Origin of the sequence: Streptomyces sp. NRRL S-646 (assembly GCF_000720765.1) — a bacterium.
Classification (GTDB): domain Bacteria; phylum Actinomycetota; class Actinomycetes; order Streptomycetales; family Streptomycetaceae; genus Streptomyces.
Map to the genome: position 1 here is coordinate 63,143 of NZ_JODC01000003.1, position 17,076 is coordinate 80,218.

Sequence of the window (17,076 nt, forward strand, 5' to 3'; positions counted from 1 at the left end):
CAGAGCCAGTCCGATCTGAACCACGGCCGTATCGCCTCACCTTCGGCGTGCCCCTCGGGAAATGCGTACGGGTGCCTCCCAGGCTTTATGTCCCTTCCGCGCCGAGCACGCCCGATTGAAGCACCGCCAATACCAGGCTCCGTTGCCTCGGCGGCGCAGGTCCACGTCGTCCCCCTTGCACGCACTGCACCGGGGAGGTCTCGCGAAGTCCTCCGCGTGCTCGTGGGCGAGGATCTTGCGGGCGAAGTGGCCACCCTTGATCGTCAGCATGACCTCGCGCGAGCGGCTTTGCGACAGAGAGTTGAGGCTGCCGAGCAGGACTGTCTGTTCGTCGATGACGACGATCTTCTGGTGCATGACATTGACGGAGACGACGGTCGGCACGACTTTCCGCAACTGCTTGACCAGTTCGGTCTGCTTCTTCTGGCCAGTGTCGTAGGGGTCCCGGACGAAGACCGTGACACGAACTCCTCGCCGCACGGCGTCTTCCAGCACGGGCAGCAAGCCGATCAGTCGCTTCGCAGTCCAGGGGGACCAGATCCACAGCGACGTTCGAGCCTCTGCGAGACGGTCGGCGAACGTGTCGTAGAAGGAGATCTCGTCGTCGATGTCGGAGACCTCGACGTGGCGGGAGAGAACCTCGGCGAGACGGGAGCTGAACTGGCCAAGGTCTGGCGGAACTTGGGCGTTGGGAGCGATGAGTCTGGTCGCGGGGACCGACCGGGCACGCTGTGCGCGGATGAACTCCCCCAGTTTTCCCATGGGGGTGTGTTCTTCTGCGGCCAGGATGCGGCTGCGGCTTCCGATGACGTACAGCCTGGTCTGTACGCGGGTGACGGCTACGTTGAAGAGGCGCACGCCGTTACGGGCCCAGGTGGTCGCCTCTGGGGAACGGGAGGCGTGGGCCATCCAGAGGCCGTCACCGTAGTCGTCCTCCACCGTGTCGAATACCACCACGGGAAACTCGCGCCCCTGGAAGCGGTGGGCGGTGCCCACTTCGGCCAGCCGGCCTCCTCCGCTGCCTTCGATGTCGCGGAGGGCCTCCAAGGTGGCTTCCGCCTGCACGGGATATGGCGTGACGACGCCGGCCGTCTCGCCCTCTTCATCATGCAAATCGATCAACGCCCGCGCGAGCAGGGACCCAGCGGGCCACCACCCTTTACGGCGACCGGTTCGGCGCGCCTGAGCCAGGCTCTGCAACCCATCGGTGTCGATGATCACGATTTCGGGGTCATCCGGCTTGCGCAGCGCGGCACGCCGCTCGACGCCAGGGCCGGGTTTGAGTACACCGTCGTATGCCAGGGCGTTCGCGAGGCCCATCACGTCGTGGCCGAAACGGTGCTGGACGTCGAGGACGACACAGCCCTGGTGGTTCACAGCAGCGGCCGGAGAGTCGATGCCGAAGTGTTCGAAGACGTCGCGCAGGATCCAGCGCGCGACATCGGGACGTTTCTCGCCATCCAGTTCCGGGAGGACGGGGCCAAGCTGCATGAAGTCGCCGAGCAATACGGCCGTGGTCCTCGCCTTGCCCACCGCGAGGAGTACTTCGGGCAGCGTCGCCGCTCCGGCCTCGTCGATCAGGACGACGTCGTATTCGCCCTCGAAGACCGCCTTGGTGGTACGGAACCGGGCGAGTGTGGTCGCCACGACCTTCGCGCCGCGGATGATCTCGCCCTGGGCGTCCCGGGCGAGCTTGTCGTACTGTTCCTGCAACTCTCGATGACGGCGTTCCAGGGAGGGGCGGTTCTTCTCGTCCGCCGCGGCCTGGGGCCTCAATCCCGATGCCACCGCGTAGCGCTGCGGGTGGCCGAGACGAACGGCCTCCGCTACGCGTGCCTCCGCCGCCTGCGCCAGACCGAGCTCCCTTTCGAGGGGGAAGAGCCGCGCGCTGAGGGCGTCCGCGGTGCGCCGAATGTTCCGAAGATCTGTCTCCAGGCCGTGCAAGGACCGCTGCCTATGCTCGATCTCCTCCTTGCTGAAGAGGATCCGCGCACGGAGATCGGCGATCCGCTGTCCCAGCTGCTCCTGGGTGCGTGCGAGTACATCACGGGCATTCGCGGCCTTCTGCCCCGCCTCTTCGGCGGAATGATGCGTCTTCTCCGCCTCAGACCGGGCCGTCACCAGGTCCTTCTTGGCCCGGCGCTTCGAGAAGCCCTTGAGCTGTTCCAGATCACTGAGTCGCTGCTCGGCAGCATCACGCCGGCCCTCGGCGAGCAAAGCCTTGGCCTCCAGGCCGGTCACGGCCTCCCGCATCTCGGTGAACTGCGCCTGTACCTCATCATGAGCCGCCCAATCAGCCTGTGCCTGTTCCGTTGCGCGTACTTCGCCGGCTGCCGATGTTCTTGCCTGTTCGAGCTGCGCGATGCGCTCTCCTGCGGCATGCACCTCATGGCGAACCTGGTCACGTACTCGTGTCAGGGCCTCGGAGGTGCGGGCGGGATCATCGAGACGGGCGCGATCTGCCGCATACGCCGCGGCGTCGAAGCCTGTGAGACTCCGCTCCAGATCCTTCAGGCGACGTGACCGCTCCCGTGCGTCGACAAGCTGGGCAGCCACAGCCCGGCGCTGTTCGTCTGCGTCCGCGAGCCGCTCGCGGACCATCAGCGTCAGACAGACACTCGCGTCCTCGGCGACCTCACGCAGGTGGGGCGGCCCCACCCTGACGATCTCGCCGTCGGCGTGCCGCCGCTCCTTCACCACGCCCCACAGAGCGTTGTCCACAGCGATGTTGGTCGCCGAGACCAGCAGAACTCGCTTGCCCCGCGTAGTGAGATCCCCGATGGCCCGTTTGAGGACCGTCGTCTTGCCGGTTCCGGGCGGCCCCCAGACCAGCCACAGCCCCTCACCCGTACAGGCACGGTAGGCGTGATCCTGCGCCGGCGAGAGCACGCCCGATGGCGCTCCCATGGCCGCGAGGTTTCCCGACCCCGCTTCGCCACGTGCCATGAGCTGCGCGAGCGGGGCGTTGGTCAGCGCAGCCATACCCTCCCGAAGGGCTTTCACCAGAAAACCGGTGGGCTGCGGTTTCATCCACAAGTGAGGGTCGCGGGGGTCAGCGAACTCGGCGACGCGCACGCGCACAGCCGAACCGTCTTTGAACACATCGAGCACGGAGTGGCCCGCGTCGACCTCACTCTCGTCAGGTCCCGCCAGCCTCAAGCTGTCACCCTGAAGCTGGTCCGTCGCTACGTCGGAGCCGCGAACGTCGACGATGAATTCCCCCGGCTTGCGGCCCCTTACTGCCCGCCCCAGGGCTCGCCAGCGCGGCTCGCGCGCCGGCACACCCTCGTGCGCCACCCAGGCGTCCAGCGCCGTGACGACTTCTTCCTGCCAGCCCACGTTCCCCCGATATCTTGGCGCCGCCTGGATCTTGATCCTGTACTACCAAAAGATCCTGAGTGATGACCACGAGGGATCCCGCCAAGGTCGATGTGGTCAGCTACAGGTACGCATACCCCGGATATCCCACGAGTGAGGGCGTGGGACACCCGTCCGAGACCGACCCTCTTCTGGCCGCCATCCTCGCAAGGCCCAGCCACTTGCCACTCTCAGACCTGCGCCAACCAAGCGTTGCGACTTCCATCACAGGACAGTGTCCGCACACACCCAGGCGAAGCATTCAGGAATGAAACGGGTAAGCAGAACATTTCTTCCTCGCGGGCTATTCGCGGGACGACCAGCCTGACGACGCGCCAGGTAAGCTCCGGAGCCGTGTGCGCAGGTTCGAATCCTGCCGGGGGCACTCCGGAAAAAAGCTCCTGACCTGCAGAAATACAGGTCGGGAGTTTTTGCGTACCTGCCAAAACGCACACGGTCTTTTGACCGTGGCTCTTTGCAGTTCCGTGGCGTTCCGAACAAGGCGGCCAGCCTTGCCCCTTGACGGTTTTTCGCAGGTCAAAGCCATCTCGCGAGACGTTCGACAGCGGCTCTCGGCAAAAATCCGATACTTCTGCCAATCCGAAGAGAAGCGTCGCCTTCTCGCCGAGAACCGGGTCTGACCTGCCTATATGTGGCTGATGCCACACAGAAGCGCAAACGGTCTGGTGGGTCGTTGCTCCTTCTACCTGCCCGCGATCATCCTGCCCGTCCCTCTGCCGGTGACGATGCCTGTAGCTACAACGTGCGGCCGACAGGCCATGTTCAGGCCCAGCCGTGGCCGGGCTCGGCATCGGTGTCGATGGGGCTGGCCCCTCGGTCGGGCGCGGTTGAGGGAGCGTTGTCGGTGCCCAGGAAAGCGGCGGCGCCGGCTCTGGTCTGTACCGCACAACGTCGCCGACGTGTGCGCTGGCGTGCGAGCCGGTGTCGACCCTTTCGCGCCCCTGGGTGCCCTTTCATCCTCGCCACTGCTGTCATCACGTCTTGAACGGGAAGTCCGGCAGCGGCAAGACCCCTGGTGCGGTTGTTCAGTGGCGGGCTCAGGCCACGCGATGGTCGGCTGACCATCGAGGGGTGCAGGCAGTGACGTACGACCGGCAGGGTGGCTGAGCAGCTCGGGTGAAGTTCACCCATCCGCCTGGAGGACTACGAGGAGACCGGCCGGCGCCGTGCGTCCACCCTCGCGGTGTCCGGCGAGCCAGGGGATCCGGTGCGGGCGGCCGCGGCCTTCGCCGCGGCGGTGACCGCCGACGAGGCGCCGCTGCGTCAGCTGCTGGGCTCCGATGCCTCGCCGGGGCGCGAGCGCGCCGTGAGCGCCTGCGTGCCGAAATCGACGCCAACGAAACGCTCACCAAGAGCGCGGACCTGACGGCGAGTTGAACCGCGCCCAGGCCAAGGGCGGGCACGCGGGGCCGCGTCGCACGGCTTGTCTCAGTCTCCCGGCGCGGCGTCGTACCGCAGGTTCATCTCCTCGATCTGCGCCATGTGCTGCTCGGCCCACGCGCGCAGCGCGGCCATAGGCTCCTCCAGGGAGAGGCCGAGATCGGTGAGCCGGTAGTACACGCGCGGAGGGACGGAACCCTCCACGCGGCGGGCGACCAGACCGTCGCGCACCAGACTGCGCAGGGTGACGGAGAGCATCTTCTGTGAAATGCCCGGCATGCGGCGCCGCAGGTCGGCGAAGCGGACCTCTCCGGGCGCCTCCTGCGCGAGCACCCTGACCGCCATCGAGGTCCACTTGGTGCCGATCCGGTCCAGGAGCTGCCGGGTCGGACACAGCGGATCGAAGAGGTCACCGCGCCGCGACATGGTCACGCCGGACTCACCACCTGAGGGAAAAGTGCCGTCTGGGCACGCCCATCATAGTTTCCTACGGTTGCCTTGTCGCCATTGGTTACCACTCGGGACCACCCCCCTGGAGGCAGGCATGCCTGAACTGCGCCGAGTCGCCGTGAACGGTGTGGAGTTGAATGTGGCACTGGACGGGCAGGGGCCGCCGGTCCTGCTGCTGCACGGCTTCCCCCACACCTGGCAGCTGTGGCAGGACGTCATGGCCGGGCTGTCCGACCGGCACACGGTTATCGCGCCGGATCTGCGCGGCTTGGGGGCCAGCAGCCGGGCCGAGTCCGGCTACGACGCCGCGACCCTGGCGGACGACGCCGCGGCCCTGCTGGAGCAACTCGGCGTACACGACGCCGCGGTGGCAGGCATCGATGCGGGCACCCCGCCCGCGTTCCTGCTGGCCATGCGCCGCCCGGACCTGGTGCAACGGCTCGTCGTCATGGAGTCACTGCTCGGTCGGCTGCCCGGCGCGGAGGACTTCCTCTCCGACGGCGCCCCCTGGTGGTTCGGCTTCCATTCCGTGCCACATCTCGCGGAGGAGGTCCTCCGCGGCAACGAGGCCCGCTACGTCGACTGGTTCCTGACCACCGGCACCCTGGGCGAGGGCGTCCCGCCGCACATCCGGGACGCCTTCGTCCACGCCTACTCCGGCTCCGAGGCGCTGCGCTGCGCCTTCTCGTACTACAGGGCCCTGCCGCAGAGCGCGGCGCAGGTGGAACGGACCGTCGCCCAAGGGCGGCTGACCGTACCGACGATGACGGTCGGCTCCCATCCCGTCGGCGCCGCGCTCGAGTACCAACTCCGCCCCGTCGCAGACGATCTGACGGGCCGCACCATCGAGGACTGCGGCCACATCATCCCGTTGCACCGCCCGCAGGCCCTCCTCGATCTGCTACGGCCCTTCCTCGCCGGTGAACGGGTGACATAAGCCACCATGCGATGAGCGGGGCAGGGGGAACAAGACCCGCTCGTCTGCGCCCAGGGCCCGCGACCAGGAGCTGATCAACAGCCAGGAGCAGACCCACCGGCGCTTCTATCGCTGCCGGCAGCGGGAGGCCCCCATGCGGTTGTGGCAACTCGACATCATGAGCGGGGTGTTCCGCGTCAACGGCCGCGAGCGCGATCTCGTCCGCAGGGGGCGACAGACGAGTACCGACCGCCGACCAGGAAAGAGCGCCCAAACGGAACATTTCATTTTGGCGGGACATTCGCGGGACGACGGGCCTAACGGCCCGTCAGTTAGACCGCTGACCTTCGGAAACCTGTGATCACTCCGGAGCCGTGCTGGTGTGGAAGGCCAGGTTTCTCCAGACCGTTGATCGAGCCCCACGTCTCCTTGTCCCGCGCCTCGGCGAGCCGCTCCAGCGTGTCGTTGGCGCCCTTCACGTAGGCCGCGTGGTGCTTGTCGTGGTGCAGCTCGATGATCTCCGGGCTGATGACCGGGGCGAGTGCCGCGTAGTCGTACGGGAGCTCCGGGAGCTCTGGGAGCGAGGCAAGCTGCCCGGTGGGTCACGGGGTGCCGGTCGCCTCCGGCATCGCGCCGGTTTGTGGGCTCGTAAGGGGCGCGCGGGTGGCGATGAGAGGGCCGATCAGGGCCAGGACCACGTGACGGCTCCCTCAGCACGACCGCCGACCTGACCGCCTCTACCAGGCGCTCCGGGGCGGCCGACTCCTGCACCCCGCCCAACTGGCGGAGATGAACACGACCGTGCGCGCCACGGAACTGGATCCCGTATGGCCCGGCGCGCTATGGCCTCGGCCTGATGAGCTTCTCGCTGACCTGCGGCGGCTCGTACTATAGCCACGTCGGCGACCTCCCCGGCTACACCACTCGGAACGGCATCAGCGCCGACGACCGCCGGGTCGTGGTCCTGGAAACGAGGGCGACGGCGCTTCCGGCCGCTCCACCGAGCAGGCCCGGAACGTCCTGATCGACGGGCGGTTCTGCGGGACGTAACGCCACCCGCGGTGGCTACGACCTCTCCCGCACGGCGGCCTCCGTGAGCCTCCGCGCCGTCCGTACGGCGCTGTCGACCGCCTCGTCCGGCCCGAGCCCGCACAGATCGGTGAGCGTGAACAGCGCCTCCGCGCCGACGACCACGGCGAGGTCGCGCTTGAGCTGGGCGAACGCCTCGGGATCGGCCGCTGCGAGCGTGTCCTCCAGGGGGAGGAGTGCGTGGTCGATGAGCCCGAAACGGACCCCGGGGCGGTTGGTCACCGTCTCGGGCCGGGTGATGGTCGCCGAGATCATGGCGCGCACCGCTCCCTGGCGGGCGAGGATGCCGCGGAGCAGGAACTCGCAGGCGAAGGCGATGCGTTCTACGGGGTCGGCCGAGTCCGCGACCGGCGCGAGCGCCTCGGCGGGGGGTGGCCAGACGCCCGCCAGGGCCTCGCTGACCAGCGAGGGAAGATCGGGGAAGTAGCGGTAGGCGGTGGCCTCCGACACCAGGGCAGCCCGCGCGATCGCGGGCATGGTCACTTCGCCGCCGGTGCCGATGAGTTCGCGGGCGGCATCGACGATCGCGGTGCGCGTGCGCATCTTCTGGTTGCTGCGGCCGGTGCTCACGCCCGCACTGGTCCCGGTCTGTGTCGCCATCGATGTGTCCCCGATCCTGCCCGTAAGTCCCGGGTCAGCTTATCACTGCCAACCCTCTTTATGAGAGTTCACTTGCACGTTGAGGGTCAACCCTCTACTGTCCTCTTTCGTGAGAGCTCGCTCTCGCGAGCGTTGAGCAACAAGGACCGAAGGAGAAAGCGATGAACGACGTCTCCCTGGTAGGCCCGGACGACGGCGAGACCATCCACCTGGGACCGACACGGATCCGCATCCTCGAAGACGGGAGCACCACCGGACACCGCCTCGGAATCGGCGAGATCACCATCGCCCCGCACACCGAGGGCCCACCGCAGCACCGGCACGCCCAGCACGACGAGGGCTTCTACGTCGTCTCCGGCACCGTCCACTTCACCATCGGCCAGACCACCCACACCGCCCCGGCCGGCACCCTCGCGATGATCCCGCCCGGCGCCCCGCACACCTTCGCCAACCTCGGCGACGAACCGGCGGTGATGCTCAACACCTTCACACCGGACCTGTACGTGCAGTACTTCCGCGACCTGCGCGACATGGTCGCCGGCGGCCGCGAGATGACCCCGGAGTCGACGATCGAGGTGATGAGCCGGTACGCCACAGTCCCGGCCACCGACTTCGCGTAACGCCCACCCACCCCCCGTACAGAACCGCCTACTCGAGGAGTACCTCCATGACCGTCACCACCACCCACACCCTCTCCCTCGCCCAGGGCGACGTCGACCTCACCGTCGAAATCCAGGGCAGGTCACAGGGCGAGGGACACCCCTTCCTGCTCCTGCACGGCGGCGGCGGCCCCCAGACGGTCGCCCCCTTCGCCGGGCTCCTCGCCGAGCAGCGGCCTGCCAGCATCATCACCCCGCTCCACCCCGGCTTCGGCGGCACCGTCCGCCCCGCCTGGCTGACGGACGTCCCCGCCCTCGCCCAGCTCTACGCACAACTGCTCGACACCCTCGGCCTGGAGGACGTCACCGTCGTCGGCAACTCGATCGGCGGCTGGATCGCCGCCGAACTGGCCGTACTCGGCAGCGACCGGATCAGCAGCGTCGTCCTCGTCAACGCCGTGGGCATCCAGGTCCCCGGCCACCCCGTCGCGGACACCTTCCCCCTTTCCCCCGTCGAACTGGCCCGGCTCTCCTTCCACGACCCCTCGAAGTTCCGCTTCGACCCCAGCGCGCTCTCCGACGCCCAGCGCGCGGTCATGGCCGCCAACCGGGCCGCGCTGGAGGTCTACTCCGGCCCGCACGCCATGGCCGACCCGACCCTGCTCGAGCGTCTGGCCAAGGTCACCCACCCGACGCTTGTCGCCTGGGGCGAGAGTGACCAGGTCGTCGACGCCGACTACGGCCGGGCCTGGGCCGCCGCCATCCCGGGCGCCCGGTTCGAGCTGCTGCCCGGCACCGGTCACATGCCGCAGGTCGAGACGCCGGCCGAATTCCTGCCCGTGCTCTGGGACTTCGCGGACGCGCACGCCACCAACCGCCCGACCCACTGAACGGGAGCAGGTCATGTCCGAACCCGGGGGCAGACGGCAGAAGTTGCTCGTCCTGACCATCTGCTGCATGAGCGTCCTGCTGGTCAGCCTCGACGCCACCATCCTCAACGTCGCGCTGCCCTCGATGCAGGACGACCTCGACTCCCCGGTCTCCGGCCTGCAATGGACCCTCGACGCCTACACCATCGTGCTCGCCTCGTTCCTGACGCTGGCCGGCTCCACGGCCGACCGCGTCGGACGGCGGCGCATCTTCCAGCTCGGCCTGGCGTTGTTCACCGCCGGGTCCGCGCTGTGCAGCCTGGCTCCGACACTCGAGTGGCTGGTGGCCTTCCGGACGGTGCAGGCGCTCGGCGGCTGCATGCTCACCCCGGTCGCGATGGCCATCCTCGCCAACACCTTCACCGAGCCGCGGGAGCGGGCACGGGCCATCGGCGTGTGGGGCGGGGTGGTCGGGATCAGCATGGCGGCGGGACCGATCCTCGGCGGCCTCCTGGTCCAGACGGCGGGCTGGCGCTCGGTCTTCTGGCTGAACATCCCGATCGGCCTGGCGGCCCTCGCGCTCACCGTGCGATACGTCCCCGAGTCCCGCGCCCCCCGGGCCCTCCGGCCCGACCCGGTGGGACAGCTCCTCGTCATCACCCTGCTCGCCACCCTGACGTACGCCATCATCGAGGCCCCCGACGAGGGCTGGACCTCACCGCCCATCGCGGCCTGCCTGGTCGCGGCGGCGGGCGCGCTGGCCTGGTTCATCCCGTACGAGAACCGGCGCACCGAACCCCTCATCGACCCGCGTCTCTTCCGCAGCGCACCCTTCAGCGCGGCCACGGCGACGGCGGTCTTCGCCTTCGCGGCACTGGGCGGTTTCCTGTTCGCCAACACCCTCTACCTGCAGCGGCAGTTGGGCCTCAGCGCGCTGTCCACCGGGCTGCACCTGCTCCCGATGGCGGTGCTCTCCCTGATCTGCCCGCCGCTGTCCGGGCGGATCGTGGCCAGCCGAGGCCCGCGCATCCCGCTCCTCCTCGCGGGCACGGGCATCACGGCGAGCGGGCTGCTGGCCGTCCTGACCACCCGCTCCACCCACCCCTCGTACGCCCTGCTGTCCCTCACCTACGCCCTGTTCGGGCTCGGCTTCGGCTTCGTCAACGCACCCATCACGAACACAGCCGTCTCCGGCCTGCCGCGCGCCCAGGCCGGGGTGGCCGCAGCGGTCGCCGCGACCAGCCGCCAGATCGGTTCCTCCCTCGGCATCGCGGTCATCGGCGCCGCGATCGCCGCCGGCGTCCGCCCCGCACCCTGGTGGATCATCACCGGCTGCGGACTGGCCGTCCTGATCCTGAGCACGTTCACCGTGCACGCTTCCGACGTCGCCGGGGACCACGGCTCGTTGCGCGCGCGCAACGGACGATGGATCACTCCAGTATCAAGTCGTCGGCCTCGGCGGAACTCTTGACTGGAGCCCTCCGAAGATTCCCAACATCGAAGAAGCGCCAAGAGACGATCTTGATGTAATTGACGATGTCCTGGGGAAGTGGAGCGAAGACCCTGTGCGTGGGTTCGTTCGTCCAGGCGATCAATGAGCTCTTTCAGCGGTGCCGCTCCAGGGTGAGGACAGCCTTGGCGATTGACGTCATGCGGTTGGGGCTGCATCGGGCTCTGCGGAAGATTCGCCAGGATTCAAGGCGGGCGATTCCGCGTTCGACGGGTGCGCGGGCCGCGGACAAGGCCCGGTTGGCCGTCTGCTCGGTCGGGGTGAGTTCGCCCTGGGGCGGCCGGCGTTTGGGAGTGGTGACCCACTCGCCCGCGCCGATGTAGGCCATGTCGGCGAGGACGGGGACGCCCTGGCGCTCGCAGATCCTGATGATCTTGTGGGTGCGGGCGGCGGTCAGGCTGTGCGTTCGGCCGGGCAGGGCGGGTGAGAGCCACAGCGTACGACCGGCCGGATCCGTGATGACCTGCACGTTCACACCGTGCCGTTTGTGCTTCGTCGAGTAGTCCGCGCGCCCGTCGCCGACCCGGTCGCACTCGGCGAGTGTGCCGTCCACGAGAACATAGTCGGGGTCTGTCTCGCGCAGGACCTTCAGCAGGCCCGGCGCCTTGTCGGCCAGGTGCTCGACGACGGTGTTGACGTATGCGTGGGCGGTGCCGACGGAGATACGGAAACCGGCGGCGAGTTGAGCCAGGGGGTCGTGTCGGCGCAGGTACGCGAGAGCGATCACCGCACGCTCGCCGGCCGCCACAGGGAATGGTCCGGACAAGGCGAGCAAATAGGCCATTTCATTTCCGCGGGACATACGCGGGACGGCGGGCCTGACAGAACGTCAGGTAAGGTGCTGACCTGCGAAAACATGCGGGAATCGGACGGCCTCCGGAGCCGTGTGCGCAGGTTCGAATCCTGCCGGGGGCACTCGCCGGTCAGCCAGCAAGAATCAGGCTTTGACCAGTGCGAATGCCGACATGAGAGAGCGGGAGTCAGTCTCACTGACTTCCGCTCTTTCTCGTTGTCTCTCGCTGTTCGCGCACCATCTGCGATACACGCGACCCACGTCCGGCACACTCGTCAACCATGGGGCACCGGCCTGTCGTGCCATCCGTATGAGGTGAAGCTGTTGGATGAGGGATGGCAGCGCCCATCGCCGGAGACCGTGGGCTGATCATTGATCGCGACTGCCGGCGCTATGCGTGGCGCCCGGAAAGTCGCCGAGAATACCGATTCATCACCACAGCATGCCAATAGATATCGCCATGACGAGGAAGCAGAACGCCCATAGGACAATGGGCCCTGAGGCTCCCTTGAATTCAACGATCCCGAAGAATTTCATTTCAACCCTGTCGAAACGAGCTTCCAGCAGGACGACAAGGATGAAGGCGAGCATTGCAGCGAGAGGAAGGCCGATCGTTGCAGCAAAATGCCGCTCAAATATTTCTATGATCCAGGGATCACCGCGCCACATCGCTAAGGAAATAGGCACCGAAAAAACGGTGGCGGTGATCAGCGAGCAAGCGACGCACACGAGGGAAACTACGTCGCGTCCCTGACGAGTGCCACCACCAGACACCTGAGTGCCGTTTGAGGCTTCTGGGTTTTGGGGTGGTACGGGAGACGGTTGAGGATGTGAGTCCTCCGGCGATCTAGCCATGTGCAGCAGGATCGGGGTAACTCAATCAGTTCGCTACCAGAATCGAGGCATCCGCTTTTCGTCGATGCGGATTAACTGCCGGATATTGGTTGCCCCGCCTATTGGGTCATGTCCCCGTCCTCCTCCAACGCCTTTGTGATCTTCGCATTGGCCGCTTCCTCGTGGCCGTCAATGCAGCCGTGGTAGCGGCGGTGCATCACCTCGGGAGAGTTGCCAACACGACGGGCCACCTCAGCGATCGGGTCTCCGGCGTTCAGCCATCCCTGCCGGCGGCGCCTGGTACGGGAGGCCGAGCCGAGCGCGTGCTGTGCGGCGGCGGTCGGCCCACCGCCGCACGCGAACTGGATCGGCCGGCATCAGCGGCTCGATCCTGCTCCCACAACGACGCCATCCTGTACGTCGACCGCACCGGAATCCGGCGAATATCTGCCGCACGACTTCGCACCGTGGTAGGTGGTAGACGGTAGACGGTCTACGGCCACTTCGCCGCCTGGCAGAAGGAAGGCGTCTTCGACCAGCTCAACGGCCTGCTCATGAGGGATCACCGATCGGACAGACACGTCCGATCAACTGACCGGCCCATCAAGGAGACACGCGCTGGCGGGACCCCTCGCTGGTGCCTTGTCTGGTGTCGGCGAGCCAGCAGGCACCACCCTGGGGCCGCCAGTCGAACCCGTCGAGCATGGCCACGACTCGCCGCACCAGAGCCTCGGGGCTCCCGCTCCACGCCTCGAAACCGCTGCCGCCGAGGTCTCCCACAGCCATCAGCCCACCGCACAGCAACTCGGTGAGTACTTCCACGGCCACGACCCGGAAGTCGCGGCCGGACTGTTCGGCCGTCTCCTGTGCGAGCCCGATCAGGCGGTCGATGGGCACCCAGTCGTCCAGCCCTTCCTCCAGCAGCTCGCCAATGATGAACTCCGTGCTCATGACGGCAGGTGCACCTTCTTTCCCTTGCCTGTGACGGGGAAGATATCGATGGTCTCGCCACCCGAGGCGGATGACGCACGCCACTGGATGATCGTGCCGTCGGGGAGCTGGTACACATCCGGGATCTTCGGTCCGCGGGCGGGCAGCCGCTTGGCGTCCTTCGTCCACCGCTCGAAGGTCTTGCGGAGCTCCGCGGCGGTCGAGATCTCCTTCACATGACTCTGCTTGCCGTTGGGGAGAGCGTCGAACTCGGCCTTCCACCTGCCGCAGCCGTTGGTGTTGTGAACCAGCAGCGGTGTGCTGCCGGCCATGACGTAGAAGGTGTGCAGATCATCGACGGAGAGGTTGCGGACCCTCTGGTCGGAAGCGGTCCAGGCCCTCACCGCGCCGACCTGCACCCGGGTACCCGCGCTGGTCCGGAGCCAGGCTCCCGGTCGCAACTGGTCCGCGGTCGCCCAGGCTCCGAGGTCGTCCACCCAGAACGGGTGCTCGTCCGTGGCCGTGACCGTGGCGGGCCCTTGGTCGGTCTGCACCGTGACGTCGACGAGGTTCTTCTCGCCCTGACCGGTGATCAGATCCGTGACCGGCTCGGGCTGCCGGCGGCCGGTGTCGGGATCGGCGGCCAGGACGCGATCCCCTTCCTGGACCTGTTCGATGGGCACCTGGGAGCCGTCCGCCATCAGCACCCTGGTGCCGTCGGGGAAGCTGTTGCAGGTGACGACCTGTTCACCCTTGCGGGCCTTGCGTATCTCGTCCGCCGTGAGCAGCCGGTCGCCGGTCCGCAGCCAGCTCAGCACGGACACACCGCCGAGCAGGCGTTCTTCGGTGGTCAGCTTCTGACCGGTGGCCAGGTCCTTGCCGACGAGCGCCTCGACTACGCCCTTGCCGTCGCCGACCCCGGGCAGCAGGTCCAGCAGCAGTGACATCCTCCGCTGCTGCTCGGCGTCGTCCAGGAGGGACTTTCCGGAGGCCCAGGTGTCCCCGAGGCCGGAGAAGTCGAAGTCGAGCCCCGACATGTCGCGGAGTTTCTCCGCGCCCTTCTTGATGCCGGGTACGTGCTTGTTCGCCTCGTCGACTCCCTTGTTGGCCTGGCGGATTCCCTCGTTGAGCTCCTTCATGCCCTTGTTGGCCTTGTCGATGCCCTTGTTGGCCTCGGCCAGGCCCTTGTTGACATCGCGGACGCCCGAATTCATCGTGTCCAGGCCGCGGTTCATCTTGGCGAAACCCGCGTTGATCTGGTCGAGCGTCTCGTTGAGCTCGTTCAGCTCTTTCTCGAAGTCGAAGACCGGCTTCGCCTCCGGGTACTTCTTCTGCTCGGGGAAGTACTCGCCCAGCGCGACGGTCAGGAAGGTGAGGGCGAGCAGGGAGTCGTTCTGGTCCCCGAGCAGGGAGTCCGCCTTGGCCAGGTTCTCCCCGAGCTTGTCCAGGTGCGGCCGGGCGCTCTTGAAGGTCTGGACGGCCTTTTCCAGAAGCTTCAGCTGCTCCGCGGGGTCCGGCGACTTGCTGGGATCCACGAGATCCAGCGGCTTGAGGGCTTCGATGCCCTTGATGTTCTTGTCGAGGTCCTTGAAGCTCGCTCCGTGGTCCTTCATGGCGTCCTGCGCGGTGTAGAGGAACACCCCTACACCGACGCCCAGCGCGATGGCCTTGCCCGCGAACTGCTTCAGGCACGCCGGCCGTTCAAGCAGCGGCAGACGGTCGCAGTTCGCGTACTGGGCCACCTTGCGGACGATCTCCGCGAGCCTTTCCACCCGGCCCTGCTCCGCGGCCTGGGCACTGGCCGCGGAACCCACGCAGCCCGTGAAGGCGACGGCCAGGGCGACGAAGAACGCCGCGATCCTTGATCTGAAATTGTTGTGCATGTATTCCTTGACCGGCGCGCGCGAATATCGGTCGGCGCATCGGCTTTGATTCCCCGTGCCGGAAAGGCAACTTAGCTACTGACCGGTAGTCAGATGGTCGTGAGCACTGTAACAGGGACGGAAATCCTCACGGCGGCCGGCGCAAGAGTCGTACTCGGGCGGCGATGAGCGCGCGGACCGGAGAGGGCGGACGGCTCTGCCGGGCTTGGGTGACCTTCCTGCCAGACGCAACCCTCCACAACACTTACCGAGCTTGAACTCGGGTTGTCGTAGCCGGTGACAGGGCTTGGTCCTCGCGGTACGCCGCCTGTTGTGAAGTACGCGCAGGGCAGTGGTCTGTCGGACGAGTGCCGACAGTTCCGCGAGGGGATTAGGTTGAGGGCGGCCGAGCAGTTCGCCCGGGGTGAGCCGAGTTCGGCGATCGCGAAGGAGTTACGGGTCGGCGTCCGTTCCGTCCAGCGGTGGCGGCGGTCCTGGGACAAGGGCGGTCCGCGGGCGCTTGTGAGGTGCCTGAAGACCCCGTGACCAACGGATGGGCTGAGTGCGGGGTCTTCGCATGTAGGCAACCGCCGGAGTATGAAGCATCACGCATCCCAGGTGCGCCCTTAGTGGATCGCCTTTAGTCGGACTCGCGCGGCAGCTCAGGCGCACAGCAAACGGTCACAAACAGGCGATCGACTCCGTGGTTGGCACGACCGCTCTCGCTGCCTGGGCCGGTCATCGTACTCATTGGATCCATCGGGCGGTGTCAGGCCGTGCGTTTGCGGGACGTTGTCTTCTTGGCGGTGGTCTTCTTTGCTGTGGTTGTTTTCGCCGCCGTCTTCTTCGCGCCCTGCGTCGATTTCGCCGTCGACTTCTTTGCTGAGGCCGACGCCGTCGTCTTCTTCGCGGTTGTCTTCTTGGCCGTGGACGTCGACTTCTTTCCGCTGGGCTGCTTCGGGGCCGTTCGACGGGCCGGGAGGCGTCTGACCTCTGCCGGCTCCTCCTCGCCGCGCGACTCCTTGGCGGCCTTCACGCTCTTCTCCAGTGCTGCCATGAGGTCCAGGACCTTGCCGCCCTTCGCCGGTTCCGGGGCCTCCGGTGGTGCCTCGCCGGCCGCCTTCGCCGCCACGACCTCCTCGAGCGCCTCGCGGTACTCGTCGTGGAGTTCGTCGAGTTCGATCCCGCCCAGGGTGTCCATCAAGGCGTCCGCCAGGTCGAGTTCCTTGTCATTGATGCTGACCTTTGCGTCGGGGGCCACGCCTTCGGGGGCGCGGACCTCGTCCGGCCACAGGAGGCCGTGCATGGCGATGGCGTCCTCCACCACCCGCAGCATGCCCAGCCGTTCCCTGCCGCGCAGGGCGTACTTGGCGATCGCGATCTTGTTGCTGCGTTTCAGGGCCTCGCGCAGGAGGATGTACGGCTTTGCGGCCGGGGCGCCTCCCGCGGCGAGGTAGTACGCCGCGTCCATCTGGAGGGGGTCGATGCTGTCCGCCGGAACGAACGCCACGATCTCGATCGTCTTCGCCGTGGGGAGCGGCAGGTGGGCCAGGTCCTCGTCCGTGATCGGGATGATCGTGCCGTCCGCGTCCTCGTAGCCCTTGCCGATCTCCGCGCCGCTCACCTCCTTGTCCTCCAGTTCGCAGACCTTGCGGTAGCGGATGCGGCCGCCGTCCTCCACATGGATCTGGCGGAAGGAGATCGAGTGGCTCTCGGTGGCGTTCACCAGCTTGATCGGGATGCTGACCAGGCCGAACGAGATGGCGCCGTTCCATATGGATCGCACGTGCAGCACCCTTTCGGTCTGTTTTGATCCATTTGCAGAGTTCACGCAGTTTCATCGCGGTTTGCGTGAGATTCTCATCG

Annotated in this window: 12 protein-coding genes, 1 tRNA gene and 4 pseudogenes; 7 read left to right on the forward strand and 10 right to left on the reverse strand. The window is 67.1% G+C overall.

Annotation, left to right across the window (positions count from 1 at the left end; all coding sequences use genetic code 11):
- Positions 1-36: 36 nt before the first annotated feature.
- Entirely contained in the window at positions 37-3,339 is a 3,303-nt protein-coding gene (locus tag IH68_RS0104645; RefSeq protein WP_030928726.1) for an AAA domain-containing protein, read from the reverse strand.
- Positions 3,340-4,806: 1,467 nt separating this feature from the next.
- Entirely contained in the window at positions 4,807-5,184 is a 378-nt protein-coding gene (locus IH68_RS0104650; protein ID WP_030928729.1) for a winged helix-turn-helix transcriptional regulator, read from the reverse strand.
- Between the two features lie 118 nt (positions 5,185-5,302).
- Between IH68_RS0104650 and IH68_RS0104655 the strand changes: the two genes are divergently transcribed.
- Positions 5,303-6,145, forward strand: coding sequence for an alpha/beta fold hydrolase (locus IH68_RS0104655; protein ID WP_030928732.1), 843 nt, complete (start codon positions 5,303-5,305; stop codon positions 6,143-6,145).
- Positions 6,146-6,500: 355 nt separating this feature from the next.
- Here the strand turns inward: IH68_RS0104655 and IH68_RS52735 are convergent.
- Both IH68_RS52735 and IH68_RS0104675 read right to left on the reverse strand, forming a co-directional pair.
- Positions 6,501-6,654: pseudogene (locus IH68_RS52735) on the reverse strand (superoxide dismutase); the annotation flags it as partial.
- Positions 6,655-7,189: 535 nt separating this feature from the next.
- A complete protein-coding gene (locus IH68_RS0104675) occupies positions 7,190-7,813 on the reverse strand; it encodes a TetR/AcrR family transcriptional regulator (RefSeq protein ID WP_037884571.1) in 624 nt (207 codons plus the stop codon).
- Between the two features lie 161 nt (positions 7,814-7,974).
- On the opposite strand from IH68_RS0104675, the gene IH68_RS0104680 reads away from it, so the two are divergent.
- Genes IH68_RS0104680 through IH68_RS0104690 form a run of 3 tightly spaced genes read left to right on the forward strand, consistent with a single transcriptional unit; the run spans position 7,975 to position 10,752 of the window.
- Positions 7,975-8,433 (forward strand): cupin domain-containing protein, encoded by a 459-nt coding sequence (locus IH68_RS0104680; RefSeq protein WP_030928739.1) that lies wholly within the window; start codon positions 7,975-7,977, stop codon positions 8,431-8,433.
- Positions 8,434-8,480: 47 nt separating this feature from the next.
- The gene (locus tag IH68_RS0104685) at positions 8,481-9,302 is read left to right on the forward strand and encodes an alpha/beta fold hydrolase (protein WP_037884572.1); all 822 of its coding nucleotides are present in this window, start codon (positions 8,481-8,483) and stop codon (positions 9,300-9,302) included.
- Between the two features lie 13 nt (positions 9,303-9,315).
- A complete protein-coding gene (locus IH68_RS0104690) occupies positions 9,316-10,752 on the forward strand; it encodes an MFS transporter (RefSeq protein ID WP_051833206.1) in 1,437 nt (478 codons plus the stop codon).
- 133 nt (positions 10,753-10,885) lie between these two features.
- On the opposite strand, the pseudogene IH68_RS0104695 reads toward IH68_RS0104690, so the two are convergent.
- Positions 10,886-11,527 (reverse strand): annotated as a pseudogene (locus IH68_RS0104695) (transposase family protein); the annotation flags it as partial.
- Between the two features lie 112 nt (positions 11,528-11,639).
- On the opposite strand from IH68_RS0104695, the gene IH68_RS56275 reads away from it, so the two are divergent.
- Positions 11,640-11,703, forward strand: a tRNA-Arg gene (locus IH68_RS56275).
- A 313-nt stretch (positions 11,704-12,016) separates the two neighbouring features.
- Here the strand turns inward: IH68_RS56275 and IH68_RS56280 are convergent.
- Positions 12,017-12,439, reverse strand: a complete 423-nt coding sequence (locus IH68_RS56280; RefSeq protein WP_159403642.1) for a hypothetical protein — start codon at positions 12,437-12,439, stop codon at positions 12,017-12,019.
- A 98-nt stretch (positions 12,440-12,537) separates the two neighbouring features.
- A complete protein-coding gene (locus IH68_RS55040; RefSeq protein WP_324607663.1) occupies positions 12,538-12,669 on the reverse strand; it encodes a hypothetical protein in 132 nt (43 codons plus the stop codon).
- Positions 12,670-12,822: 153 nt separating this feature from the next.
- Here IH68_RS55040 and IH68_RS57815 point away from each other — a divergent pair.
- Positions 12,823-12,978: pseudogene (locus tag IH68_RS57815) on the forward strand (transposase); the annotation flags it as partial.
- Positions 12,979-13,021: 43 nt separating this feature from the next.
- On the opposite strand, the gene IH68_RS56985 reads toward IH68_RS57815, so the two are convergent.
- Positions 13,022-13,369 (reverse strand): hypothetical protein, encoded by a 348-nt coding sequence (locus tag IH68_RS56985; RefSeq protein WP_030928753.1) that lies wholly within the window; start codon positions 13,367-13,369, stop codon positions 13,022-13,024.
- Positions 13,366-15,231 (reverse strand): polymorphic toxin-type HINT domain-containing protein, encoded by a 1,866-nt coding sequence (locus IH68_RS0104715; protein ID WP_051833211.1) that lies wholly within the window; start codon positions 15,229-15,231, stop codon positions 13,366-13,368. Before IH68_RS0104715 ends, IH68_RS56985 begins: the two co-directional genes overlap by 4 nt.
- A 312-nt stretch (positions 15,232-15,543) precedes the next feature.
- Here IH68_RS0104715 and IH68_RS0104720 point away from each other — a divergent pair.
- Positions 15,544-15,732, forward strand: a pseudogene (locus IH68_RS0104720) (helix-turn-helix domain-containing protein); the annotation flags it as partial.
- Between the two features lie 247 nt (positions 15,733-15,979).
- On the opposite strand, the gene IH68_RS0104725 reads toward IH68_RS0104720, so the two are convergent.
- Entirely contained in the window at positions 15,980-17,005 is a 1,026-nt protein-coding gene (locus tag IH68_RS0104725) for a Ku protein (protein ID WP_030928762.1), read from the reverse strand.
- Between the last annotated feature and the right edge of the window lie 71 nt (positions 17,006-17,076).